This window comes from Microbispora hainanensis, from assembly GCF_006874475.1.
GTDB classification, from domain to species: Bacteria; Actinomycetota; Actinomycetes; order Streptosporangiales; family Streptosporangiaceae; genus Microbispora; species Microbispora hainanensis.
In genome coordinates this window covers 1-20,064 of sequence record NZ_VIRM01000016.1, presented here as the reverse complement: position 1 = coordinate 20,064, position 20,064 = coordinate 1, and the positions used below count along the sequence as shown (strand labels likewise).

The following is a 20,064-nucleotide window of genomic DNA, read 5'->3' as shown; positions in this document are numbered from 1 at the left end:
TTGCCTGGTTTTGGACCGCAACATAAAGGTCATCAGGGACAGCCCCACCTGGTTGATCTATCTCCAGCTCGCCACCTTCGCCACCTACCTCTACGGCCTGTCGGCCGCCCTCCCCCTCCTGCGCGCCGAACTCGGCGTCTCCCAGGCCGTCGCCGGGCTGCACGGCACCGGGATGGCGCTGGGCGGCATCGCCGGCGGGCTGGCCCTGCCCGCGCTGACGAGGCGGTTCGGACGGCGCGTCGTCATCTGGGCCGGTCTGACCGGGATGAACGCCGGGGTGCTCCTCGTCGCGTTCGGGCACGCGCTCCCGTTCACGCTGGCCGGTTTCACGCTGGCCGGCTGCTGCGGTTCGACGGCGCTCTACGTGATGATGGCGGTGCTCAGCGACCACCACGGCCCTGCGGGGGCGGCCGTCATCAGCGAGGCCAACGCGGTCGCCGTGATCGCCGGAATCGCCACCACCTACGCCTTCAGCGTGGTGGCCGAGTCTCCGGCCGGCTGGCGGCCCGCGCTGTTCGTGCCGGTGGCCTCCACCCTCCTGCTGGCCCTGCTCATGGGCCGGGTCTGGGTGCCGCCGACGCCCGTCCCGCCGCCGTCCACGGAGGCGCCGGAGGCGTCGGGCGGCAAGGCGCCGTACGGCTGGCGCTTCCACGTCGCCGGAGTGGTCCTGCTGTGCTGCGTGGCCATCGAGTTCGCCTTCAACCTGTGGGCCGCCGAGCTGCTCTCCCAGCGCACCGGGCTGTCGCCCGGCCTGGCGGCGACCGGGCTGAGCGCGATGCTGGCCGGCATGGCGGCGGGCCGGTTCGGCGGCGCCCGGCTGGCCCTGCGCTTCGCGCCCGGGTCGGTGCTGCTCGGCTCGCTCGGGGTGACCCTGGCGGGCTGGGCGCTGTTCTGGGCCGGGACCTCGGCGCCAGTCTGCTACGCCGGGCTCGCGCTCAGCGGGCTCGGCATCTCGGTCCAGTTCCCCATGGGCCTCACCCGCATGATCGAGGTGTCGGGAGGCCGGCCGGACCAGGCGTCGGGCGCGGCCTCGATCTGGGCGGGCGTGGGCTCGGGCAGCGGGCCGTTCGTGCTCGGCGCGCTGGGCGACGGCTTCGGGACGCACACGGCGTTCCTGCTCACGCCCGCCCTGGTCGCGGTGGCCGCCGGAGGAGCGGCCGCCTCCCGGACGCGTTCCTGACCGGCGCCTACCGGGCCTGGGCCGGTCAGTGCCAGGTCGCGTTCCTGAGGATCGCGCTGAGCTGCGGGTTGTCCCACTGGTCGAGGACGAGGATCTTCGACGTGGGCAGATACCACTCGCGCTGGTTGTAGTGCAGCTTCACCCGCCACTTCTTGTCGACGCAGGTCGCCGCCCACCTGTGGTAGTCCGCCTTGTGGCCGCGCCCGACCTGCCGCAGCCCCTTGTCCGCGAGCTTCCACTCGCCCTTGTAGAGCTTGTAGCTCTTGGGACAGATGCTGACGTCGGTCGCGGGGTCGTAGCCGTACTTCGGCTTGTACGCCTGGAACGTGCGCAGCCCGATCTTGAGCGCCTTCGGGCCCAGCACCCAGAAGCCGCGGCACCCCCAGTCGCGGAACCCGAAGTCCTCCGTGCCGAAGGTGGGGCACGAGCCCGTGATGACGCGCACCCAGTCCTTGTCGTCCTTGGCCACCTTCCACGACGCGGGGATCGTGAGGGTCAGGCCGTTGCGCAGATGGACCTGCTTGGTGGCGCGGCTTTCGCTCGCGAAGGCCGCCGCCGCCGGAGCGGTCGGCGTGGCCGCGAGCACGGCCACGCCCGCCGCCACAACCGAGATCGTCTTTCTCAACATGTCCGGCACATTAGGCGCGTTCACTTGTGGACGACTTGCGGCCCGATAGGCGAAGTCACCGAACGCGGCGTCAGTTCCAGGTGGCGTTCTTGAGGATGGTGGCGAGTCCCGGGGTCCTCCACTGGTCGATCACCAGGATCTTCGACGTCGGCAGATACCACTCGCGCTGGTTGTAGCGGGCCCTGACCCTGCCCGAGGTCATGGTGCCGCAGGTGCCCGCCCAGTCGCGGTAGTACGCCTTGTGGCCCGGCCCGATCTGCCGCAGCCCCTTCTCGGCGAGCGTGGTCCTGCGGATGACGAGGTTCTTCTTCACCGGGCAGGGCCCGACGTCGGTGGCCGGATAGAACGGGCCGTCCGGCGTGTACTTCTGGAACAGCTCGTGACCTATGGCGATGGCCTTGGGCCCCATGATCCAGAAGCTGTGGCAGCCCGAGTCGCGGAAGCCGTACATGTCCGTGCCCTTGGTGGGGCACGAGCCGGTGATGACGCGCAGCCAGTCCTTGCGACTCGCGTCGACCTTCCAGGACGACGGGATCCTCAGCGTCAGCCCCTTGCGCAGGTGCAGGGTCCTGGTCGCCGCGCTGTCGCTCGCGAACGCCGCCGCCGGAGCCGCCAGGGACGCCGCGAGCACGGTCAGGCCGGCCGCCACGGCCGAGATCGTTGTCCTCATGCCCGGCACCCTAGGCTTCGCCGCTTGCAGAGGACTTGCGAAGGCGTGCCACGAGGTCGCCGAGGAGGGCCACGACGCCGTCGGGCCCGTCCACCACCACGTCGGCGCGTTCCGCCAGGGCGGTCACCTCCGCCGACCCGCTGCACACCCGTACGCCGGGGATCCCGGCCGACTCGACCGCGTCGAAGGCCGCGAGGTCCCCCAGGTCGTCGCCGACGAACATGACCGAGCGGGCGTCCCGTTCGGCGAGGAAGGCCGACAGGGCCTTCCCCTTGTCCATTCCGGCCGGCCGCAGCTCCAGCACCATGCGGCCCGGCTCGACCGCCAGCCCGGCCTCCCCGGCCAGCGCCATGACCGGCCCGCGCAGCGCCTCAAGCGCCCCTGCGGGGTCGGCGCACCGCCGGGTGTGCACGGCGACGGCGCGGTCCTTGTCCTCGATCCACGCGCCGTCGAGGCCCTCCACGAGCTCGGGCAGCCGGGCGCGGACGAGGTCGAGCCCGGGAGGCGGGGGCGGGGCCGTCAGGCGGCCGTCCTCCCAGCGCTCCAGCCCGTAGTGGCCGAGGATCACCAGACCGGGCACGCCGGCGAGGGACGGCCCGCCGGCGACCTCTCCGAGGGCGAGAGCCGTACGCGGCGGGCGGCCGGTGACGATCACGACGGCGCGCACCAGCGGGGCGAGCGCGGCCAGCACGCCGGGCACGCCGGGATGCACACGGGCGGCGGCGGGGTCGGGCACGATCGGGGAGAGCGTGCCGTCGTAGTCGAGCCCGATCACGGCTCCGGCCGGATCGGCGACGATCGCGTCGAGTCCTGCGTGCGCGGGCAGGGTCATGGCCTCACTCCGAAGGGGGTTCCGTGCGTACGCCTCGACGGCCTCATGCCCCGGAAGCGGGGCTCATGCGTGAAGGGGAGGGAAAGCTAGGAGTGGAATCCGAAGCGGCGGGCCGAGCGGTCGCGCCGCCGGCCGGCTCTCATCCGGCGCAGCCGCTTGACGAGCATGGGGTCGTGCTCCAGCGCCTCGGGCCGGTCGATGAGCTCCCCGAGTAACTGGTAGTACCGGGTCGCGGAGATGCCGAACGCCTCCCTGATCGCCTGTTCCTTGGCACCCGCGTAACGCCACCACTGGCGTTCGAACGCGAGCATCTCGCGGTCGCGGTCCGAGAGGTCCGGCCCGTCGCCGCCGGCCGGTTCGGTGTCCATCGGCTCCTCCTCGATCGGCTCGCGGGCCCGTCCCATGGTAATGCCAAGCCCGCGAGGCGAACCCGGGGTGTTCAGGCCGGGCGGGACGGACGTAGTGTCACGTGATGTGAGCTCTGTAATCACGCTTCTGACCGACTACGGGCTGGAGGACGGGTACGTCGCCGCATGCCACGGCGTGATCGCGGGCATCGCCCCGCAGGCTCGGATCATCGACGTGGGCCATCTCGTCCCCTCCGGGGACGTACGCCGCGGCGCGGCCATCCTCGCGCAGACCCTGCCCTACCTGCCGGCGGGCGTCCACCTGGCGGTGGTCGACCCCGCGGTGGGCGGCAACCGGCGCCCGGTCGCCGTGGAGGCGGGGGGACGGGTGTTCCTCGGCCCGGACAACGGCATCCTGTCGTGGGCCGTCCGCGCCGCGGGGGGCGCCGACGCCGCCTACGAGATCACGAACAAGGACCTGTGCCTGGAGAACGTCTCTCCGACCTTCCCGGGACGGGACCTGTTCGCCCCGGTGGCCGCCCACCTGTGCACCGGACGCGCGGTCGCCGACGTGGGGCCGCCGATGCCGCTGGACCGCCTGGTGACCCTGCCCGCGCCGACGTGCCGGTTGCGGGACGGCACGGCCGAGGGCGAGGTGCTGTCGGTGGACAGGCACGGCAACGTCCAGTTGTCGATCACCGCCACCGACATGGCCGAGATCGGCGTGCGGCTCGGCGACACCGTGGCCGTGTGGCTCGGGCGCCGCCAGGTCGCCGTGCCCTACCGGGAGACGTTCACCGCCGTACCGCCCGGCGACCTGGTGGCGTTCACCGACTCCGCCGGGCTGGTCGCGATGGCGATCAACGCCGGGGACGCCTCCGACCGCCTGGGTCTGCCCCCGGGCGCGCACGTACGGCTGTCGCCCGGGCGCTGACCCGGCCGGTCCTACTGGGCGTTCACCACGTCGCGGACCTCGGCGAAGTGGCAGGCGCTGGGGTGGCCGCTGCCCTGGCGCGGCTCCAGCGCGGGCGTCTGCTCGGCGCAGATGTCCTGCGCCTTCCAGCACCGCGTGCGGAAGTGGCAGCCCGACGGCGGGTTGGCCGGCGAGGGCGGGTCGCCCTGCAGGATGATCCGCTGACGGGTCTCCCGGCCCTCGGGGTCGGGCACGGGCACGGCCGACAGCAGCGCCTGGGTGTACGGGTGGGTCGGGCCGTCGTAGATCTGGGCGTCGCTGCCCAGCTCGACGATCTTGCCGAGGTACATCACCGCGACGCGGTCGGAGATGTGGCGGACCACCGACAGGTCGTGCGCGATGAAGATGTACGCGAGGTCGAACTCGTTCTGCAGCCGCTCCAGCAGGTTCATGACCTGGGCCTGGATCGACACGTCGAGCGCGGAGACCGGCTCGTCGCAGATGATGATCTCAGGCTGGAGCGCCAGACCGCGGGCGATGCCGATGCGCTGACGCTGGCCGCCGGAGAACTGGTGCGGGTAGCGGTTGATGTGGTCGGGGTTGAGGCCGACCACTTCGAGCAGCTCCTGCACCCGGCGCCGGCGGCCGCCCTTCGGCACGACGTCCGTGTGGATCTCGAACGGCTCCCCCACGATGTCGCCGACGGTCATCCGCGGGTTCAGCGAGGTGTAGGGGTCCTGCATGACCATCTGGATGTTGCGGCGCATCCGCTTGAGCTCGGCGCCCCTGGCCGTGGTGATGTCCCTGCCGTGGACGCGCACGGAGCCCGAGGTGGGCCGCTCCAGCGCCATCAGCAGCTTGGCCAGGGTGGACTTGCCACAGCCCGACTCGCCGACGATCCCGAGCGTCTCGCCCCGGTGCAGGTCGAAGGAGACCCCGTCGACGGCCTTGATCGCGCCGATCTGCCGCTTGACGACGACGCCCTGGGTGAGCGGGAAGTGCTTGACGAGGTCGCGGACTTCGAGGATCGACTCAGCGTTCGCCTTCATCGATGACCTCCCTCCAGTAGTGGCAGGCGCTGCCGCGGGTGCCACTGATCGTGTACAGCTGGGGAACGTCGGTCACGCAGTTGTCCCGCCGGTAGGGGCAGCGCGGGTGGAAGGCGCAGCCGGTCGGCATCTCCAGCAGGTTGGGCGGCAGGCCCTTGATCGCGTAGAGCTCCTGGCCCTTGTGGTCCACCCTGGGGATGGACTCCAGCAGCCCCTTGGAGTAGGGGTGGGCCGGGTTCTTGTACAGGTCGTGCACCGGGGCGTTCTCGACGATGCGCCCGCCGTACATGACCGCGATCTTGTCCGCGACGTCGGCGACGACGCCGAGGTCATGGGTGATCAGGATCAGGCCCATGTTGCTGTCGCGCTGCAGCTCCGCGAGCAGACCCATGATCTGTGCCTGGACGGTCACGTCGAGCGCGGTGGTCGGCTCGTCCGCGATCAGGATCTCCGGGTCGAGCGCGATCGCCATGGCGATCATGATGCGCTGGCGCATGCCGCCGGAGAACTGGTGCGGGAAGTCGTTGACGCGGTCTTTGGCGGCCGGGATCCTGACCCGGTCCATCAGCTCGATGGCCTTCTTCTTGGCGTCCGCCCGCGACGCGCCGCGGTGCATGCGGAACATCTCGGCGATCTGCCAGCCGACCGGGAAGACCGGGTTCAGCGCGGACAGCGCGTCCTGGAAGACCATGGAGACGCCCTCTCCACGGATCTTCCTGCGCTGGTCGTCGGGCAGCTTGAGCAGGTCGACGCCCCGGAAACGGATCTCACCGCCGGTGATCTTCCCCGGAGGCATGTCGAGGATGCCCATGATGGTCTGGGCCGTGACGCTCTTGCCCGAACCCGACTCGCCCAGCACGGCGAGCGTCTCGCCGGCGTCCACACTGTAGGTCACGCCGTTGACGGCCTTGGCCACGCCCGCCCGGGTGCGGAACTCGACGTGGAGGTTGTCCACCTCCAGCAGGGCGCCGCTGTGGGAGCCTCTGCCCACCTGCTCGGAAAGCACTTCCGTCACTCGCTGTGCCTCCTCATCGAAGCTTCGGGTCGAGGGCGTCGCGTACGGCTTCGCCGAGCATGACGAAGGTCAGCACGCACAGGGACAGGAACGCCGCGGGGAACAGCAGCGCGTGAGCGCCGGTCCGCATGTACGACGCGTGGTCGGCGATCGCGATGCCCCAGGAGATGACCGGCGGGCGCAGGCCGATGCCGAGCAGCGACAGCGTGGCCTCGGCGCCGATGTAGCTGCCGATCGTGATCGTGGCGTACACGAGGATCGGCGCCAGCGAGTTGGGCAGCAGATGCCGGAAGATGATCCGCAGCGGCCCGGCGCCGAGCGCCCTCGCGGCCTGCACGTAGTCCTGGTGCTTGGCCTGGATGACGGCCGATCGGGCGATGCGCATCAGGATCGGCCAGCCCAGCAGGGCCAGCACGACGATCACGACCGCCATGATCATCGCCTTGCCCGGGTTCGACTGGGCCGGCGCGACGGTGCCGAGGATGATGATCGCGCCCAGCACGTACGGCAGGCCGAGGAACATCTCGCCGACGCGGGAGACGACCGCGTCGATCCACCGCCCGAAGTAGGCCGCGAGCACGCCCGTCAGACCGCCGAGCAGGATGGTGGCGAGCGTGGCCAGCACACCCACGATGATCGAGGTGCGGGCGCCGTAGATCGTCCTGGCCCACACGTCCCGCCCCTGCAGGTCGTAGCCGAACCAGGCGTCCGCGCTCGGCCCCTCCATGCTCTTGGCGAGCGTGGCGTACTCCGGGTCCTTGTGCGTGAACAGCGTCGGGAACGCCGCCATCAGGAGGAACAGGATCAGCATCACGAGCGAGATCCAGAAGATCTTGCGTCGCTTCAGGATGTCCCACGTGTCGCGCCAGAGGCTGCGCCTGTCGCCCCGGACCGCGACCGGGCTCGCGGCCGGATCGTCCGCACCCTTGATCAGGTCTTGCGTCGCGGTGGGGTCACTCATAGCGGATCCTCGGGTCGAGCACGCCGTAGAGGAGGTCGACGAGCAGGTTGGAGAGCAGGTACACGAGCACGAGCAGCGTGGCCACGGGGACCACGATCGTGTAGTCCTGGCCGTTGATGGCCCGCCACAGCAGGCCGCCGATGCCGTGGATGTTGAAGATGCCCTCGGTGATGATCGCGCCGGACATCAGCGAGCCGATCTCGGTGCCGAGGAACGTCAGCACCGGGATGAGCGAGTTGCGCAGCAGGTGGATCCCGACCACCCGCCGGTTGCTCAGGCCCTTGGCCACGGCCGTCCGCACGTAGTCGGCGCGCAGGTTCTCCACGATGCTCGTACGGGTGAGCCGCGCGGTGAAGGCCATGTTGAGGCTGGCCAGCACGAGCGCGGGGACGATCAGCTCGGGGACCGCCGCCGCGTCCGACACGGTCGGCTCGATCACGCCGAACTGCACGCCGAGGATCCACTGCAGCAGATAACCGGTGACGAAGATCGGCAGCGACAGCAGGATCAGCGTGGCGACCGTCACCACGTTGTCGACGAAGCCGCCGCGCTTGAGCCCCGACAGGACGCCGGCGCCGATTCCGATGATCGCCTCGAAGAGCACCGCCATCAGCGCGAGCCTGATGGTGATCGGCCAGGCGTCGCCGAGCTGGGTCGCGACGGAAACGCCGTTGAAGTCGGTGCCGAGGTTGCCGGTGAACAGGTTCTTCAGGAAGTTCCAGTACTGCACCAGGATGGGCTGGTCCAGCCCGAACTGCTCGCGCATGGCCGTGACATAGCTGTCCGGACAGGGCCGCTGGCCACATCTCCCGGCGAACGGGTCGCCCGGGAGCTGCCAGACCATGTAGTTGATGATGAAGGTCGTGCCCAGCACGACGGGCACGAGTTGCAGCAGGCGCCGGATCGCGTATCGGCCCATGCGCACCTCCGATCTGACGCTAAAGGTCGTACATGCGCCCCCCGTGGGTCAACACGGGAAGTCGCGAATGGACAGCCCACGAGGCCGGCCCCGGGTGGGGGAACCGGCCTCGGGGGGTTCACCTACGAGCTGTCCTACGCTTCCTTGATCGCGATCGACAGCGGGTCGAGCACACCGAAGGGAGTGACCTTCACGCCGGTCACCCACTTGGAGGTGCCGGCCTGCAGGCCGTACGACCACAGCGGAATAGCGGGCATGTCCTGCTGCAGCATAGCCTCGGCCTCCTGGTAGAGGGCGTTGGCCTGAGCGGGATCGGTGGCGGTGTCGGCCTCGTGAAGCTTCGCGTCGAGCGCCTTGTTGCTGTAGAGACCGTCGTTGGAGGAGGCGCCGGTCTTGTACAGCGGGTTCAGGAAGTTCTCGATGTGCGGGTAGTCCATCTGCCAGCCGGTGCGGAACGCGCCCTTGATCTTGTGCTGGGTGATGGTGTCACGCAGCTCGGCGAAGGTGGGCATGTCCTTGTGCACGAACTTCACGCCGGAGTCGGCGCCGAAGGCCTGGTTGATGCTGTTGACCGTGGCCTCGATCCACTCCTTGTGAGTGCCGTCGGCGTTGGACCAGATCGGGAACTCGGCCGGCGGGGTGTAGCCCTCGGCCTTGGCCTTGGCGAGGTACTCCTTCGCCTTGGCGGGGTCGTAGGTGCACAGGTCGCCGCAGGCCCCGTCCTTGAAGCCCTCGACGATCGGGGAGACCCAGCCGTTGATCGGCACGCGGCCCTTGTTGAAGATCTTGTCGGTGATCGTCTTCCGGTCGATCGCGTACGACACGGCCTTGCGGAAGTCCGCGTTGCCGCCGAACTCCTTGTCGTACAGCGGGAAGGTGACCGTCTGGATGACGCCCTGCTGGCCGTCGATCGCGCGGTCGCCGAGGTCGGTCTTCCACTTGTCGCCGGCGAGCGCCGACGGCGGGATCAGCTCGGTGAAGTCGAGGTTGTTGGAGACCAGGTCCGCGTAGGCCGCGTTGTCGTCCTTGTACATCTTGTAGACGATCTTCTTGACCTTGGGCTTCTCCGGCCCGGGGTAGTCGGGGTTAGCCTCGACGATGATCTGCGAGTTGTGGTCCCACTGCACGAACTTGAAGGGACCGTTGGTGACCGGCTTCTGCGCGAAGCCCTTCGGGTCCTTGAAGAAGGCGTCGGGCAGCGCCGAGAAGGTCGAGTAGCCCAGCTTGGTGCGGAAGACGGCGACGGGCGCGGTCAGCGTGACCTTGAAGGTGAGGTCGTCGACGACCTCCAGGCCCTCCAGCTTGTCGGTCTCCGGCTTGGGGGCCTCCTTCGGGCCGTCGGGGCCGTCGGGGTCGGCCGTGTTGACCTTGTCGAAGCCGACGATGTCACCGAACCAGAAGCTGCCGAGCTGCGCGTTCGGCGAGTACGCCGTGTAGTTCCAGGCGTCGACGTAGTTCTTCGCCGTGACCGGCGTGCCGTCGGTCCACTTCAGGCCGGGCTTGAGCTTGATCGTCCACACCTTGTTGTCGGTGGTCTCGATCGACTCCGCCTGGTCGAGCTCGGGAGCGGCCGTGTCCGAGTTGTACTTGACGAGACGGCTGTACACGAAGTCGTTGATCGTGCCACCGCAGGTCTCGTTGATGTTTCCGGGGACGAAGCCGGTCTGCGGCTCACAACCGCGGATGTAGACGGTCCCGGTCGCGGCCCGGGGGTTGTCCCCGCCGCCGCTACTGGAGCCGCCGCCCCCGCCGCACGCGGCGACGCCGAGCGCAAGCAGCGCGGTGCCGGTGGCGATCTTCGCGCCCTTAGTCACGCGCATAGTGGATTGGTCCTCCCTCTAAGGATGGGCGTTCGCGCTGGTCGGCACCCGGTTTGCCGGGCATCGTCAAACCAGCTGACGTCCTGCCAGTCGTCCGGAGCATCCCTTACCGGACGCACCAGAGGAGTCTCCAGCACGTTGCAGTTCGGTCACACGTGCGGCAGTCGGGCGTCACACACAATCCTGCGAGCCCAACCTTAAATGCCCAACACGGCATCAAACTCCCCTTTAGGGTACATATACCAACAGAACGCCAGTCCTTTGATCGAGGACAGGGGCGACACCCCGTGCCCCGGTCCCCAGATCAAGATGTCCTGGGCTACCTTTGACCAGTCGCAGCCACGTTCGGTGCGACAGCCGTCCCACCGACCTCCATCCAATAGAGTCCATGCCATGAGCCAGCCGGAATCCGCGCTCGCGGAGGCCCAGGGTGGCGGCCGAGCCCCGGAGTCGCTGGCCGCGCTTGCCGAGCGTCACGGACTACGACGCGCCATCGCACGCCCCAGCATGCCCGCCTACCTGCGCCAACTGTGGGACCGGCGGCACTTCATCCTCACGTACGCCACCTCGCGCAACGTCTCCAAGTATTCCGAGTCGATGCTCGGCCAGCTCTGGCAGGTGCTGACCCCGCTGCTCAACGCCGCGGTGTACTGGCTGATGTTCGGCGTCATCCTCGGGCAGAGCAAGAAGATCGAGAACTACCCCGCCTTCCTCATCACCGGCGTCATGGTATTCACCTTCACCCAGCGCACGGTGATCAGCGGGGCCAAGTCCATCTCGTCGAACCTGTCCCTCATCCGGGCGCTGCACTTCCCCCGGGCCGCCCTCCCGCTGGCGTACGTCATCCAGGAGCTCCAGCAGCTCGGCTACTCCATGGTCGTGCTCGTCCTCCTGGTGCTCGTCACCGGAGAGCCGGTGAGCTGGCTCTGGCTGCTGATCCCCGTCGTGCTGCTCATGCAGCTCGTCTTCAACATCGGCACCGGCATGTTCATGGCCCGCCTCGGCGCGTTCATGCGGGACATGAACCAGCTCCTGCCGTTCATCACGCGCACCTGGCTGTACGCCTCCGGCGTCTTCTACGCGATCGACGACCGCACCAAGGACCTGCCGGACTTCCTCAGGTGGGCACTGGAGTTCAACCCGGCCGCCGCGTACATCGAGTTCATGCGCGATCTGCTGATCTACCAGCGGTTCCCCGAGCGCTGGGCGTGGGTGACATGCATATTCTGGGCAGTGTTCGCGCTGATCGTCGGCTTCTGGTACTTCTGGCGGGCCGAGGAGAGGTACGGCCGTGGCTGAGCTGACCAAGGAGCTGTCGCAGGTGGCGCCCCAAACTTCTGAGACGCAGAACCACGAGACGCAGAACCCCAAGGCCGGGACCCCGACCGTCATCGTCGACGACCTCCACATCGTCTACAAGGTGTACGGCTCGGCCAGCGACGCCGAGAAGGGCAACGCGGCCAGCGCGCTCATGCGCATGCTGCGGCGGCAGGGCCGGCCGCAGATGAAGGAGGTCCACGCCGTCAAGGGCGTGAGCTTCGTCGCCCACCACGGCGACGCCATCGGCATCATCGGCCGCAACGGCTCGGGCAAGTCGACGCTGCTGCGCGCGATCGCGGGCCTCCTGCCCCCGCACAAGGGCGCCGTCTACACCAACGGCCAGCCGTCCCTCCTCGGCGTCAACGCGGCCCTCATGAAGGAGCTGACGGGCGAGCGCAACATCATCCTCGGCTGCTACGCGATGGGCATGACGCCGAGCGAGGTGCGCGAGAAGTACGACGAGATCGTCGACTTCTCCGGCATCGGAGACTTCGTCCAGTTCCCCATGTCGACGTACTCGTCGGGCATGGGTGCGCGGCTGCGCTTCGCCATCTCCTCGGCCAAGACGCACGACGTGCTGCTCATCGACGAGGCCCTCGCGACGGGTGACCGCGAGTTCAAGAAGAAGAGCCAGCAGCGCATCAAGCAGATGCGCGACGCCGCCGGCACGGTCTTCCTGGTCGCCCACAACCTCGACGTGATCGAGGAGACGTGCAACCGGGTGATCTGGTTGCACAAGGGAAAGATCAGAATGGAAGGCGACCCCCAGGAGGTCCTGGAGGCGTACAACAAGGCCTGAGAGAAACGGAGGGGTGACCGTGCCGACGCCGCCACCGATCCCGTACGACCATCTGCCCGAGGTGCCCGCGCTGACCGTCGAGAGCGACGACATACGCGACGGCGAGCGGCTCCCCGAGGCCCACGTGTTCAACGGCTGGGGCATGAGCGGGCAGAACCTCTCCCCGCACCTGCGCTGGTCGGGCGCCCCGGAGGGCACCAAGAGCTACGCCGTCACCTGCTTCGACCCCGACGCGCCGACGGGCAGCGGTTTCTGGCACTGGGTGCTGTACGACATCCCGGCCACCGTCACGGAGCTGCCGACCGGCGCGGGCACCGGCCCCGACTTCAAGGGGCTGCCGGAGGGCGCCAAGCACGCGCGCAACGACTTCGGCACCAAGGAGTACGGCGGAGCCGCGCCACCGCCCGGCCACCCGCACCGCTACGTGTTCGCCGTGCACGCCCTCGGCGTGGAGTCCCTGGGCCTCGACACCGACACGCCGCCGGCCGTGGTCGGCTTCAACATCACGGCCAACACGCTCGCCCGCGGTTATATCGTACCTGTGTACGAAACCTGATGCGGGAGGGCCGCTCGTTCCACTATGATTCGAACGGAGATTCGACATAGGGGAGGTGCGGATGAGCGACCTCGCGACGGCGATCGACAATCTGGCCGCCGAAGATCCCTCGGAGCTTCCCGTCGGGCTGATCGCGGAGCAGCTCATCGAGCTGCACTGGCAGATGGCCCGTCTGCAGGCCCAGATCGCCAGGCGCACCCACCTGCGCGCACATTTCGACTCGCCGGCCTCGCCCAACTGAGGCCCGGCCCTGCCGCATGGTGATGGCCGCGGGACAGCCGCAGGGGGTGCGTGCCCGCGTCCGCTCCGCGGCGAGCACCCCGGCAGGAAAACCACGCAGGAAAACCACGCAGGAAAACCAGGCAGGACACCCTGGCATGACACCGGACGGCCGGCGCCCCTCGGGGCGCCGGCCGCTTTCGTCATCGACGTCTTTTCCGATGGCCCCGCCGTAGGTGTCCGATGGTCCCGCCGCGGGACCACCGGCGGCACCCGGCGGGCCGCCTCGACGGTGACGGAGGCCTCAGGCGAGGGTCACCGGCCGTACCCGCGGCGCCCGGTCGGCGCGACGCCGGCCACGGTGTCCGGGGCGGACGAGACCGTGCTCGACGCGGCGGCGTCGGCCGTGGCCGAGGCGGAGGTGGCGAGGTCGGCCGCGGCCCCCGCCGTCGCGGCGGCTCCCTGCGCCGGGGCGTCCGCGGTGTTCCTGATGGTGCTGGTGACCGCGCGGCTGTTGGCGTCGGCCTGGGCGGCGGCGTCGGTGGCCGCCGTCTGGGTGCTGCTCATGGCGCCGTCCGCCGGCGTCTCGCACGGCACCAGCGCCAGCAGGCCGCCCGCGCTGCCGGCGGTCGCCGCGACGGCGCCTTTGAGGCTGAGCAGCGCGTTGAGCCGCGCGGTGACGTTGAGCCCGGCGTGGACCACGGCGCCCGCGCCGGCGACGGCCGCCGCCGAGGCGTCCACGGCCGTGGCGGCCTGGCCGGAAGCGGCGACGACCGGCTTGCCGACCTGGGCGACGAGGCCCGCGGCGACGGTCGCCTTGGCGGCGAGAGCCGCGTTGACGTCCGCGACCGCGACCAGGGCCGCCGAGAGGTGGGCCTCCAGCCGGGCGACGACGTTGGCGTCGACGGTGACGGCGGCGTCGGCCACGACGTCCGCCGCGATGTCGGCGGCCGCGCAGATGTGCGCGTTCGCCTCGGCGGACAGGTTGGCGGTGACGCTGCCGGCGAGGTTCGCGACCGCGACGAGGTCGGCCCTGATGTCAGCGGTCAGGTTCACCGCCACCTCGGCGGCCGCGTCGGCCTGCGCGACGACGCCGCCTGTCGCCCCGACGACGGCCGTGCCCTGCAGATCGGCCAGAAGCCTCGCCAGCGTCGTGACCCGGTGCTCCGTGCACTTCTTGGCGCACACGTCGGCCTGTGCGGGCGCGGCCAGCATGCCGGCGATGCCGATCGTGACGGCGACGACGGCTGTCCTAACCACTCGTTTCATTGACTTGCCCCCGGTTCATATTCCTTTTCACGAGAGTGGGAATGACGAACCCAAGAACCCCCGTGCGTCGGCGAGCACGCCGACAAAGACGTCGGCATTTCTATCACTGCCGATCACGGGGAAAAGCCCGGCTGACCTTGGGATCCCCGGCCGCGCCCCGTCCGGAAAGTCGGTATATCGAGCACCGGACGAGCACTTGACGGTCACCCCAATCCCGCCTCCGGAGAAAGCGACGGTAAACACCGAGCCCAGGCCCCGGGGCAGATCTTTCCGCTCACTTTTAGCGACGCGCCGGCAGACGTCGCGACCCGGCCGGTCCGGGACCGTCCACGAACCCGGCCTATCGCGACATATCTCGATAGGAGCTACGCTGGCGAAGTGACCTCCCTCACTCCGTACGCGGGCGACGATCCCGCACAGCGCGCCTCGGACGCCGACCGCGACCGGGTGGCGGCCGTCCTCGGTGAGGCGCTGGCCACCGGCCGCCTGACCAGCGTCGAACACGCCGACAGGCTCGACGCCGCCTACAGCGCCGTGACCATCGGCGACCTCACGCCCCTGATCGGGGACCTGCCCGGCACCGCCCACCCACCGGCCACGCTCCCCACGGAGCGGCACCGGGTCTCCGCGGTGTTCAGCAAGATCATACGTCGTGGGCGCTGGGTCGCCGGGCGGCACACCGAGCTCAGCTCGGTGTTCGGCGCACTGATCGTGGATCTCAGCGAGGCGGTCCTGCCCGGCCGTGAGGTGACGCTGGAGCTGAACTCCTTCTGCGGCAAGCTCATCGTCACCGTGCCGGCCGACGCCAGGGTGATCGACGAGGGCAGCGCGGTCTTCTCCAAGCGCTCGGTGACCGGCGGGAGCGGCGACGGCGACGGCCCGCTGATCCGCGTCACCGGCAACGCGCGCTTCGGCAAGATCGTGGTCTACCGCGGGACCCGTCGCTGACGCCCTACGATGCGGCCATGCAGCCCGCCGGACGTGCGCTGCCCGTGGCCCTCGATGCCATGGGCGGCGACAACGCGCCCGGGGAGATCGTCGCGGGAGCCGTACAGGCCGTCCGGGAGCGGGACGTGCCCGTCGTGCTCGTCGGCCATCCCCGCCTGCTCTACCAGGAGCTGGCCCGGCACGACGCGGTCACCGAGATCCCCATCGTGCGGGCCGAGGAGGCGCTGGCGATGGACGAGGGCGCGCTGGCGAGCCTGCGACGCCCCCGTTCCAGCATCGCCATCGCCTGCCATCTCGTACGGCGCGGCGACGCCTGCGCGGTCGTGTCCGCGGGCTCGACGGCGGGCGTCGTCGCCACCGGCCGGCTGCGGCTGCGGGCCCAGCAGGGGGTCGTACGCCCCGCGATCGCGGTCGGCCTGCCGACCCTGCCCCAGCCGACCGTGCTGCTCGACGCGGGCGCCACGGCCGACGCCAAGCCGGAGATGCTGGTGCAGTTCGCCCACCTCGGTGTGGCGTACGCCGAGACGGCACTCGGCATGCGGCGTCCCCGCGTCGGCCTCCTCACGATCGGCGCCGAACCCGAGAAGGGCAACAAGCTCGCCAAGCGGGCCCACGAACTGCTCGCCGCCACGCCCGGCGTCGACTTCACCGGCAACATCGAGGGGCACGACCTGCTCACCCGGAAGGTCGACGTGATCGTCACCGACGGGTTCACCGGCAACGTGGCGCTCAAGACCGTCGAGGGCACCGTACGGTACGCCTTCGAGCAGGTCAGGGAGACGATCGCGGAGAGCCGGGTGGCCAGGATCGGCGGGATGCTGCAGCGCGCCCGGCTGCGGGAGCTGGCCGGCCGGCTCGACCCCGAGGCGCACGGCGGGGCCGTGCTGCTCGGCCTCAGCGGCACCGTGGTGATCGCCCACGGCTCGTCGCGGGCACGTGGTGTGGCCGCCGCCTGCGAGCTCGCGGCCCGCCTGTCGGCCCAGGGCATCATCGCCAGGATCGGCGAGCGGATCGCCTCCACCAACAAGTCGCACCGCCGCTGGTGACCGCCGATATGGAACGGCGGGCAGAAGGCGTACGCCGATAAGCTTGGGGCATGACCGACCCGCAGCTCGTGCTCACCGAGCGGGTCCAGCAGGCGCTGGGTTCCGCCTTCGGTCCGGAGCACGCCACCGAAGACCCGCTGATCAGGCCCTCCCAGTTCGCCGACTATCAGGCGAACGTCGCGCTCAGCCTGGCCAAGCGGCTCCGACGTGCCCCGCGGGAGGTCGCTCAGGCCATCGCCGACCACCTCGACACGACCGACGTCAGCGTGGAGGTCAGCGGGCCGGGGTTCCTCAACCTGACGCTGCGCGACAGCTGGATCGCCGGGCAGGCCGGGCAGCGGCTGCTCGACGAGCGCATCGGCGTGCCGCAGCCGGCCCCGCAGACCGTGGTCGTCGACTACTCGGCGCCGAACGCCGCCAAGGAGATGCACGTCGGCCACCTGCGCACGACGATCGTCGGCGACACCCTCGCCCGCACCAACGAGTACCTGGGCAACCGGGTGATCCGGCAGAACCACCTCGGCGACTGGGGCACGCAGTTCGGCATGCTCATCGAGCACCTCCTCGACATCGGCGAGGACAAGGCGCTCGGCATGCTGGCCGCCGGCGACGGCAACGCCTTCTATCAGGCGGCACGGCACAAGTTCGACAACGATCCCGAGTTCCAGCAGCGGTCCCGCCGCAGGGTGCCGCTCCTGCAGGGCGGCGACTCGGAGACCCTGCGCCTGTGGCGCGAGTTCATCGAATACAGCAACCGCTACTTCCGCAAGGTCTACCGGACGCTGGGCGTCACGCTCACCGACGACGACATCGCCGGCGAGAGCATGTACAACCCCATGCTCCCCGACGTCTGCGACGAGCTGGAGCGCACGGGCGTGGCCGAGATCAGCGAGGGCGCGCTGTGCGTGTTCCCGCCCGGCTTCAAGGGCCGCGACGGCCAGCCGCTGCCGCTCATCGTCCGCAAGAGCGACGGCGGCTACGGCTACGCCACGACCGACCTCGCCGCGATCCGCTACCGGGTCCGCGACCTGAAGGCCGACCGCATCCTGTACGTCGTGGGCGCCACCCAGTCGCTCCACTTCCAGATGGTCTTCGCCGCGGCGCGCGTGGCAGGCTGGCTGCACGACGACGTCAAGGCGGAGCACGTGCAGATCGGCAGCGTGCTCGGCAGCGACGGCAAGATGTTCAAGACCCGCAGCGGCGAGTCGATCAAGCTCACCGATCTGCTCGACGAGGCCGTCGTGCGGGCCGAGGCCGTCATCGCCGACCGCGGCTACGAGCCGGAGGCCCGCCGGCAGATCGCGCGCCAGGTCGGCATGGGCGCGGTCAAGTACGCGGACCTGTCGGTGAGCCACGACAGCGAGTACGTCTTCGACTTCGACCGCATGCTCGCCCTCACCGGCAACACCGGGCCTTATCTCCAGTACGCCACCGCCCGCATCCGGTCGATCTTCCGCAACGGCGGGATCGACCCGGCGTCGGTCACCGGCCCGATCACGCTGGGCCACCCCGCCGAGCGGGCGCTCGCGCTGCAGCTGCTCGGCTTCGGCTCGGTGGTCGCCGCCGTCGCGCAGCTGTCCGAGCCGCACCGGCTGTGCAACTACCTGTTCGACGTGGCCCAGACGTTCACGTCGTTCTACGAGAGCTGCCCGGTCCTCAAGGCCGAGGAGGAGTCCGTACGGCAGTCGCGTCTGGCTCTGTCGGCGCTCACCCTGCGGGTGCTGCTGCGCGGGCTCGACCTGCTCGGCATCGAAGTCCCCGAACGAATGTGAGCGGGGTGCCTGATTCCGCTTCGGCGGACACGGGAGAAGGCGACACCGGCGCCTCCCACAGTGGAGGCGCCGACTCCGGGGATCACGTCCCCGAGGCGGGAGATCGCGCTAGCGAGACCGGGGATGGCGCCTCCGGGGCGAAAGATCGCCTGTGCGCGACCGGAGACGGCATCCGCAGGGCACCAGATCGCCTCGATGGGGCCGGGAACGGCGCCCTTACACGACCACGGGCCGCCCGATTCAGGGCGGCCCGTCCTTTCCGTTCCCGCCGGTCAGAGCCGTCCACGGCGCGCCTCGCCCGTGACTGTCGCACCAAGCCTCTAGTCTGGCGCGGTCAAGGGAGTGCCAGCCGACTCCTCGGGGAGCGTTTCGCGTGAGCATGGACCTGACCACAAGTCCGGACCCAGGAAACCTGGCCGAGGCCACGGAGCTGCACCGCTACGCCGAGGCGCTGATCGTCAGCCTGGCGGCCGACGGCACAGCGCCCGACCTGCCGCCGGGGATCACCGACGTGCCGGGCTACTGGCTCGGGCCCGCCGTCGAGACCCTCGTCCTCATCCTGTCCGGCAAGGACGCCCTGGAGCCGCTGGCGCTGGCCAACGAGCTGGACGAGCGGCGCACCTCCCTGTTCCTGTGCCTGGCCCTCGCCGTCTGTGGTCATGGCGACCGCATCCACGCCTCCTGGCTCGGCACCGCCTTCGGCGACCTGTCCGAAGACCGTCCGGTGACGCCCGGCCAGCGGGCGCTGTGGCTCGCCGCCGCTCGCGGGGCGTACGGACCGGTCGGCAAGATCTTCGTGCTCCGCAAGCTCGACGCGGTGGACGTACCGGCCACCGACGAACGGTGGCTCAAGGCCCTCGTGCCCGGCCTGCCGGAAACATCCGTGCCCGCCTCTCTGGAGCCGTTCCCCGAGCTGGCGAAGGTAGCCGAGATCGAGCGGTCGCTACAGGCGTCGGCCACCCTGCGCCGTCTGCGCGAGCGCTGCACCGAGATCACCTCCACCCGGCAGGCCGGCGAGGTCACCAAGGTCGTACGCGGCACCGTGTGGGCCGAGGACGAGCCGCTGGCCGTGCTCCGCGCCCTGGCGGGTCAGGGCGGCCAGGAAGGACCGCTGAGCTCGCTCACCGGGCATCTGCTCCAGGACCTGGCTCCCGACGCCGATCCGCACATGGCCGCGCTCGCCCTGCACGTGGCGGCTCCGGCGGTCAAGGCGGCGGCGGAGTCCCTGGTCGAGGTGGTGCGCGAGCCGCCGCCCGACACCCTGGACGTGCCGATCCTCGGCTATCCGATCAGGCTCAGGCCCGAAGGACCCGACCAGGAGTCGATGGCGACCGCCGAGCAGCGGCTCGTCACCGAGTGCGTGCCGAAGCGCACCCGGCCCTGGCCCGGCTACGTCCTCCTGGTCCTGGCCGTCGTCGTCATCGTCACCGGGTTCGCGGTCAAGCCGCCGCTCGCCCTCGTCGGCCTGTTGATCGCCGCCGTGGGCGGACATCTGCTCTGGCGGCACCGCGTCCGGGAACACTCCGACGTACGGTTCGTCCAGACCCGCGCGGGCAAGCTCGCCGACCTCGCCGACAAGGCCGTCTGGGCCCTGCACGAGTACGCGAGAGAGTCCGAGGAGCGTGCCTCCGAGGCCTCCCGCGACCTGACCGAGGTGTCCACACTCCTGCGCCGAGGCCCCCGGGCCGCGTAGCGACGCCACGCCGGCCCCGACACAGTGGGCCCAGTGGGTGGGCCGTGTGCGTGGTGTGGCACCTGGCCGGTGTCGGCCACGTGGCTGGTGGCCCTCGTGCGGCATGGG

General features: G+C 70.1%; 20 protein-coding genes. 10 read left to right on the top strand and 10 right to left on the bottom strand.

What is annotated here, in order from left to right; all coding sequences use genetic code 11:
• Nucleotides 1-10: 10 nt before the first annotated feature.
• Entirely contained in the window at nucleotides 11-1,180 is a 1,170-nt protein-coding gene (locus FLX08_RS15190; protein WP_167530424.1) for an MFS transporter, read from the top strand.
• Nucleotides 1,181-1,205: 25 nt separating this feature from the next.
• On the opposite strand, the gene FLX08_RS15185 is transcribed toward FLX08_RS15190, so the two are convergent.
• The 4 genes from FLX08_RS15185 to FLX08_RS15170 all read right to left on the bottom strand — a co-directional run bounded on the left by FLX08_RS15185 (nucleotide 1,206) and on the right by FLX08_RS15170 (nucleotide 3,678).
• A complete protein-coding gene (locus tag FLX08_RS15185) occupies nucleotides 1,206-1,808 on the bottom strand; it encodes a hypothetical protein (protein ID WP_142619491.1) in 603 nt (200 codons plus the stop codon).
• A 70-nt stretch (nucleotides 1,809-1,878) separates the two neighbouring features.
• On the bottom strand, nucleotides 1,879-2,478 hold the full coding sequence (locus FLX08_RS15180) for a hypothetical protein (RefSeq protein WP_142619490.1): 600 nt from the start codon (nucleotides 2,476-2,478) through the stop codon (nucleotides 1,879-1,881).
• A 10-nt stretch (nucleotides 2,479-2,488) separates the two neighbouring features.
• Nucleotides 2,489-3,310, bottom strand: coding sequence for a trehalose-phosphatase (gene otsB / locus FLX08_RS15175; protein WP_142619489.1), 822 nt, complete (start codon nucleotides 3,308-3,310; stop codon nucleotides 2,489-2,491).
• Between the two features lie 86 nt (nucleotides 3,311-3,396).
• Nucleotides 3,397-3,678 carry a DUF3263 domain-containing protein gene (locus FLX08_RS15170; RefSeq protein WP_208761476.1) on the bottom strand — a complete coding sequence of 94 codons (282 nt, stop codon included), beginning with the start codon at nucleotides 3,676-3,678 and terminating at the stop codon, nucleotides 3,397-3,399.
• 106 nt (nucleotides 3,679-3,784) lie between these two features.
• Here FLX08_RS15170 and FLX08_RS15165 point away from each other — a divergent pair, with 106 nt between their 5' ends.
• A complete protein-coding gene (locus FLX08_RS15165; protein WP_142619487.1) occupies nucleotides 3,785-4,591 on the top strand; it encodes an SAM hydrolase/SAM-dependent halogenase family protein in 807 nt (268 codons plus the stop codon).
• Between the two features lie 11 nt (nucleotides 4,592-4,602).
• Here FLX08_RS15165 and FLX08_RS15160 read toward each other — a convergent pair whose 3' ends face one another.
• The 5 genes from FLX08_RS15160 to FLX08_RS15140 all read right to left on the bottom strand — a co-directional run bounded on the left by FLX08_RS15160 (nucleotide 4,603) and on the right by FLX08_RS15140 (nucleotide 10,328).
• The gene (locus tag FLX08_RS15160) at nucleotides 4,603-5,619 is read right to left on the bottom strand and encodes an ABC transporter ATP-binding protein (protein ID WP_142619486.1); all 1,017 of its coding nucleotides are present in this window, start codon (nucleotides 5,617-5,619) and stop codon (nucleotides 4,603-4,605) included.
• On the bottom strand, nucleotides 5,603-6,634 hold the full coding sequence (locus tag FLX08_RS15155; RefSeq protein WP_208761475.1) for an ABC transporter ATP-binding protein: 1,032 nt from the start codon (nucleotides 6,632-6,634) through the stop codon (nucleotides 5,603-5,605). Before FLX08_RS15155 ends, FLX08_RS15160 begins: the two co-directional genes overlap by 17 nt.
• 13 nt (nucleotides 6,635-6,647) lie before the next feature.
• Entirely contained in the window at nucleotides 6,648-7,595 is a 948-nt protein-coding gene (locus FLX08_RS15150; protein ID WP_142619485.1) for an ABC transporter permease, read from the bottom strand.
• Nucleotides 7,588-8,514, bottom strand: a complete 927-nt coding sequence (locus FLX08_RS15145) for an ABC transporter permease (RefSeq protein WP_142619484.1) — start codon at nucleotides 8,512-8,514, stop codon at nucleotides 7,588-7,590. The genes FLX08_RS15150 and FLX08_RS15145 overlap by 8 nt, the downstream gene beginning before the upstream one ends.
• 134 nt (nucleotides 8,515-8,648) lie before the next feature.
• On the bottom strand, nucleotides 8,649-10,328 hold the full coding sequence (locus FLX08_RS15140; protein WP_208761474.1) for a peptide ABC transporter substrate-binding protein: 1,680 nt from the start codon (nucleotides 10,326-10,328) through the stop codon (nucleotides 8,649-8,651).
• 399 nt (nucleotides 10,329-10,727) lie between these two features.
• On the opposite strand from FLX08_RS15140, the gene FLX08_RS15135 reads away from it, so the two are divergent.
• The 4 genes from FLX08_RS15135 to FLX08_RS15120 all read left to right on the top strand — a co-directional run bounded on the left by FLX08_RS15135 (nucleotide 10,728) and on the right by FLX08_RS15120 (nucleotide 13,250).
• The gene (locus FLX08_RS15135; RefSeq protein ID WP_142619482.1) at nucleotides 10,728-11,633 is read left to right on the top strand and encodes an ABC transporter permease; all 906 of its coding nucleotides are present in this window, start codon (nucleotides 10,728-10,730) and stop codon (nucleotides 11,631-11,633) included.
• 22 nt (nucleotides 11,634-11,655) lie between these two features.
• Nucleotides 11,656-12,453 carry an ABC transporter ATP-binding protein gene (locus FLX08_RS15130; protein ID WP_167530433.1) on the top strand — a complete coding sequence of 266 codons (798 nt, stop codon included), beginning with the start codon at nucleotides 11,656-11,658 and terminating at the stop codon, nucleotides 12,451-12,453.
• A 19-nt stretch (nucleotides 12,454-12,472) separates the two neighbouring features.
• Nucleotides 12,473-13,009 carry a YbhB/YbcL family Raf kinase inhibitor-like protein gene (locus tag FLX08_RS15125; protein WP_142619480.1) on the top strand — a complete coding sequence of 179 codons (537 nt, stop codon included), beginning with the start codon at nucleotides 12,473-12,475 and terminating at the stop codon, nucleotides 13,007-13,009.
• Between the two features lie 61 nt (nucleotides 13,010-13,070).
• Nucleotides 13,071-13,250, top strand: coding sequence for a hypothetical protein (locus FLX08_RS15120; protein ID WP_142619479.1), 180 nt, complete (start codon nucleotides 13,071-13,073; stop codon nucleotides 13,248-13,250).
• A gap of 293 nt (nucleotides 13,251-13,543) precedes the next feature.
• On the opposite strand, the gene FLX08_RS15115 is transcribed toward FLX08_RS15120, so the two are convergent.
• Nucleotides 13,544-14,488, bottom strand: coding sequence for a hypothetical protein (locus FLX08_RS15115; protein ID WP_142619478.1), 945 nt, complete (start codon nucleotides 14,486-14,488; stop codon nucleotides 13,544-13,546).
• Nucleotides 14,489-14,875: 387 nt separating this feature from the next.
• On the opposite strand from FLX08_RS15115, the gene FLX08_RS15110 reads away from it, so the two are divergent.
• From FLX08_RS15110 to FLX08_RS15095, 4 genes are all read left to right on the top strand, one after another.
• Complete coding sequence (locus FLX08_RS15110) at nucleotides 14,876-15,445, top strand: DUF1707 SHOCT-like domain-containing protein (protein ID WP_142619477.1); 570 nt, start codon at nucleotides 14,876-14,878, stop codon at nucleotides 15,443-15,445.
• A gap of 17 nt (nucleotides 15,446-15,462) precedes the next feature.
• Complete coding sequence (gene plsX / locus FLX08_RS15105) at nucleotides 15,463-16,491, top strand: phosphate acyltransferase PlsX (RefSeq protein WP_244312654.1); 1,029 nt, start codon at nucleotides 15,463-15,465, stop codon at nucleotides 16,489-16,491.
• Between the two features lie 50 nt (nucleotides 16,492-16,541).
• Nucleotides 16,542-18,263 (top strand): arginine--tRNA ligase, encoded by a 1,722-nt coding sequence (gene argS, locus FLX08_RS15100; RefSeq protein ID WP_142619476.1) that lies wholly within the window; start codon nucleotides 16,542-16,544, stop codon nucleotides 18,261-18,263.
• A gap of 379 nt (nucleotides 18,264-18,642) precedes the next feature.
• Nucleotides 18,643-19,956 carry a hypothetical protein gene (locus tag FLX08_RS15095; protein ID WP_142619593.1) on the top strand — a complete coding sequence of 438 codons (1,314 nt, stop codon included), beginning with the start codon at nucleotides 18,643-18,645 and terminating at the stop codon, nucleotides 19,954-19,956.
• Nucleotides 19,957-20,064: the final 108 nt, after the last annotated feature.

Bases quoted from the DNA above. Each gene is read 5' to 3' on its own strand.
- FLX08_RS15120 (WP_142619479.1), top strand. From the start codon at position 13,071: ATGAGCGACCTCGCGACGGCGATCGACAATCTGGCCGCCGAAGATCCC.
- FLX08_RS15150 (WP_142619485.1), bottom strand. From the start codon at position 7,595: ATGAGTGACCCCACCGCGACGCAAGACCTGATCAAGGGTGCGGACGAT.
- FLX08_RS15145 (WP_142619484.1), bottom strand. From the start codon at position 8,514: ATGGGCCGATACGCGATCCGGCGCCTGCTGCAACTCGTGCCCGTCGTG.
- argS (WP_142619476.1), top strand. From the start codon at position 16,542: ATGACCGACCCGCAGCTCGTGCTCACCGAGCGGGTCCAGCAGGCGCTG.
- FLX08_RS15170 (WP_208761476.1), bottom strand. From the start codon at position 3,678: ATGGACACCGAACCGGCCGGCGGCGACGGGCCGGACCTCTCGGACCGC.
- FLX08_RS15095 (WP_142619593.1), top strand. From the start codon at position 18,643: ATGGACCTGACCACAAGTCCGGACCCAGGAAACCTGGCCGAGGCCACG.
- otsB (WP_142619489.1), bottom strand. From the start codon at position 3,310: ATGACCCTGCCCGCGCACGCAGGACTCGACGCGATCGTCGCCGATCCG.
- plsX (WP_244312654.1), top strand. From the start codon at position 15,463: ATGCAGCCCGCCGGACGTGCGCTGCCCGTGGCCCTCGATGCCATGGGC.
- FLX08_RS15185 (WP_142619491.1), bottom strand. From the start codon at position 1,808: ATGTTGAGAAAGACGATCTCGGTTGTGGCGGCGGGCGTGGCCGTGCTC.
- FLX08_RS15160 (WP_142619486.1), bottom strand. From the start codon at position 5,619: ATGAAGGCGAACGCTGAGTCGATCCTCGAAGTCCGCGACCTCGTCAAG.
- FLX08_RS15180 (WP_142619490.1), bottom strand. From the start codon at position 2,478: ATGAGGACAACGATCTCGGCCGTGGCGGCCGGCCTGACCGTGCTCGCG.
- FLX08_RS15135 (WP_142619482.1), top strand. From the start codon at position 10,728: ATGAGCCAGCCGGAATCCGCGCTCGCGGAGGCCCAGGGTGGCGGCCGA.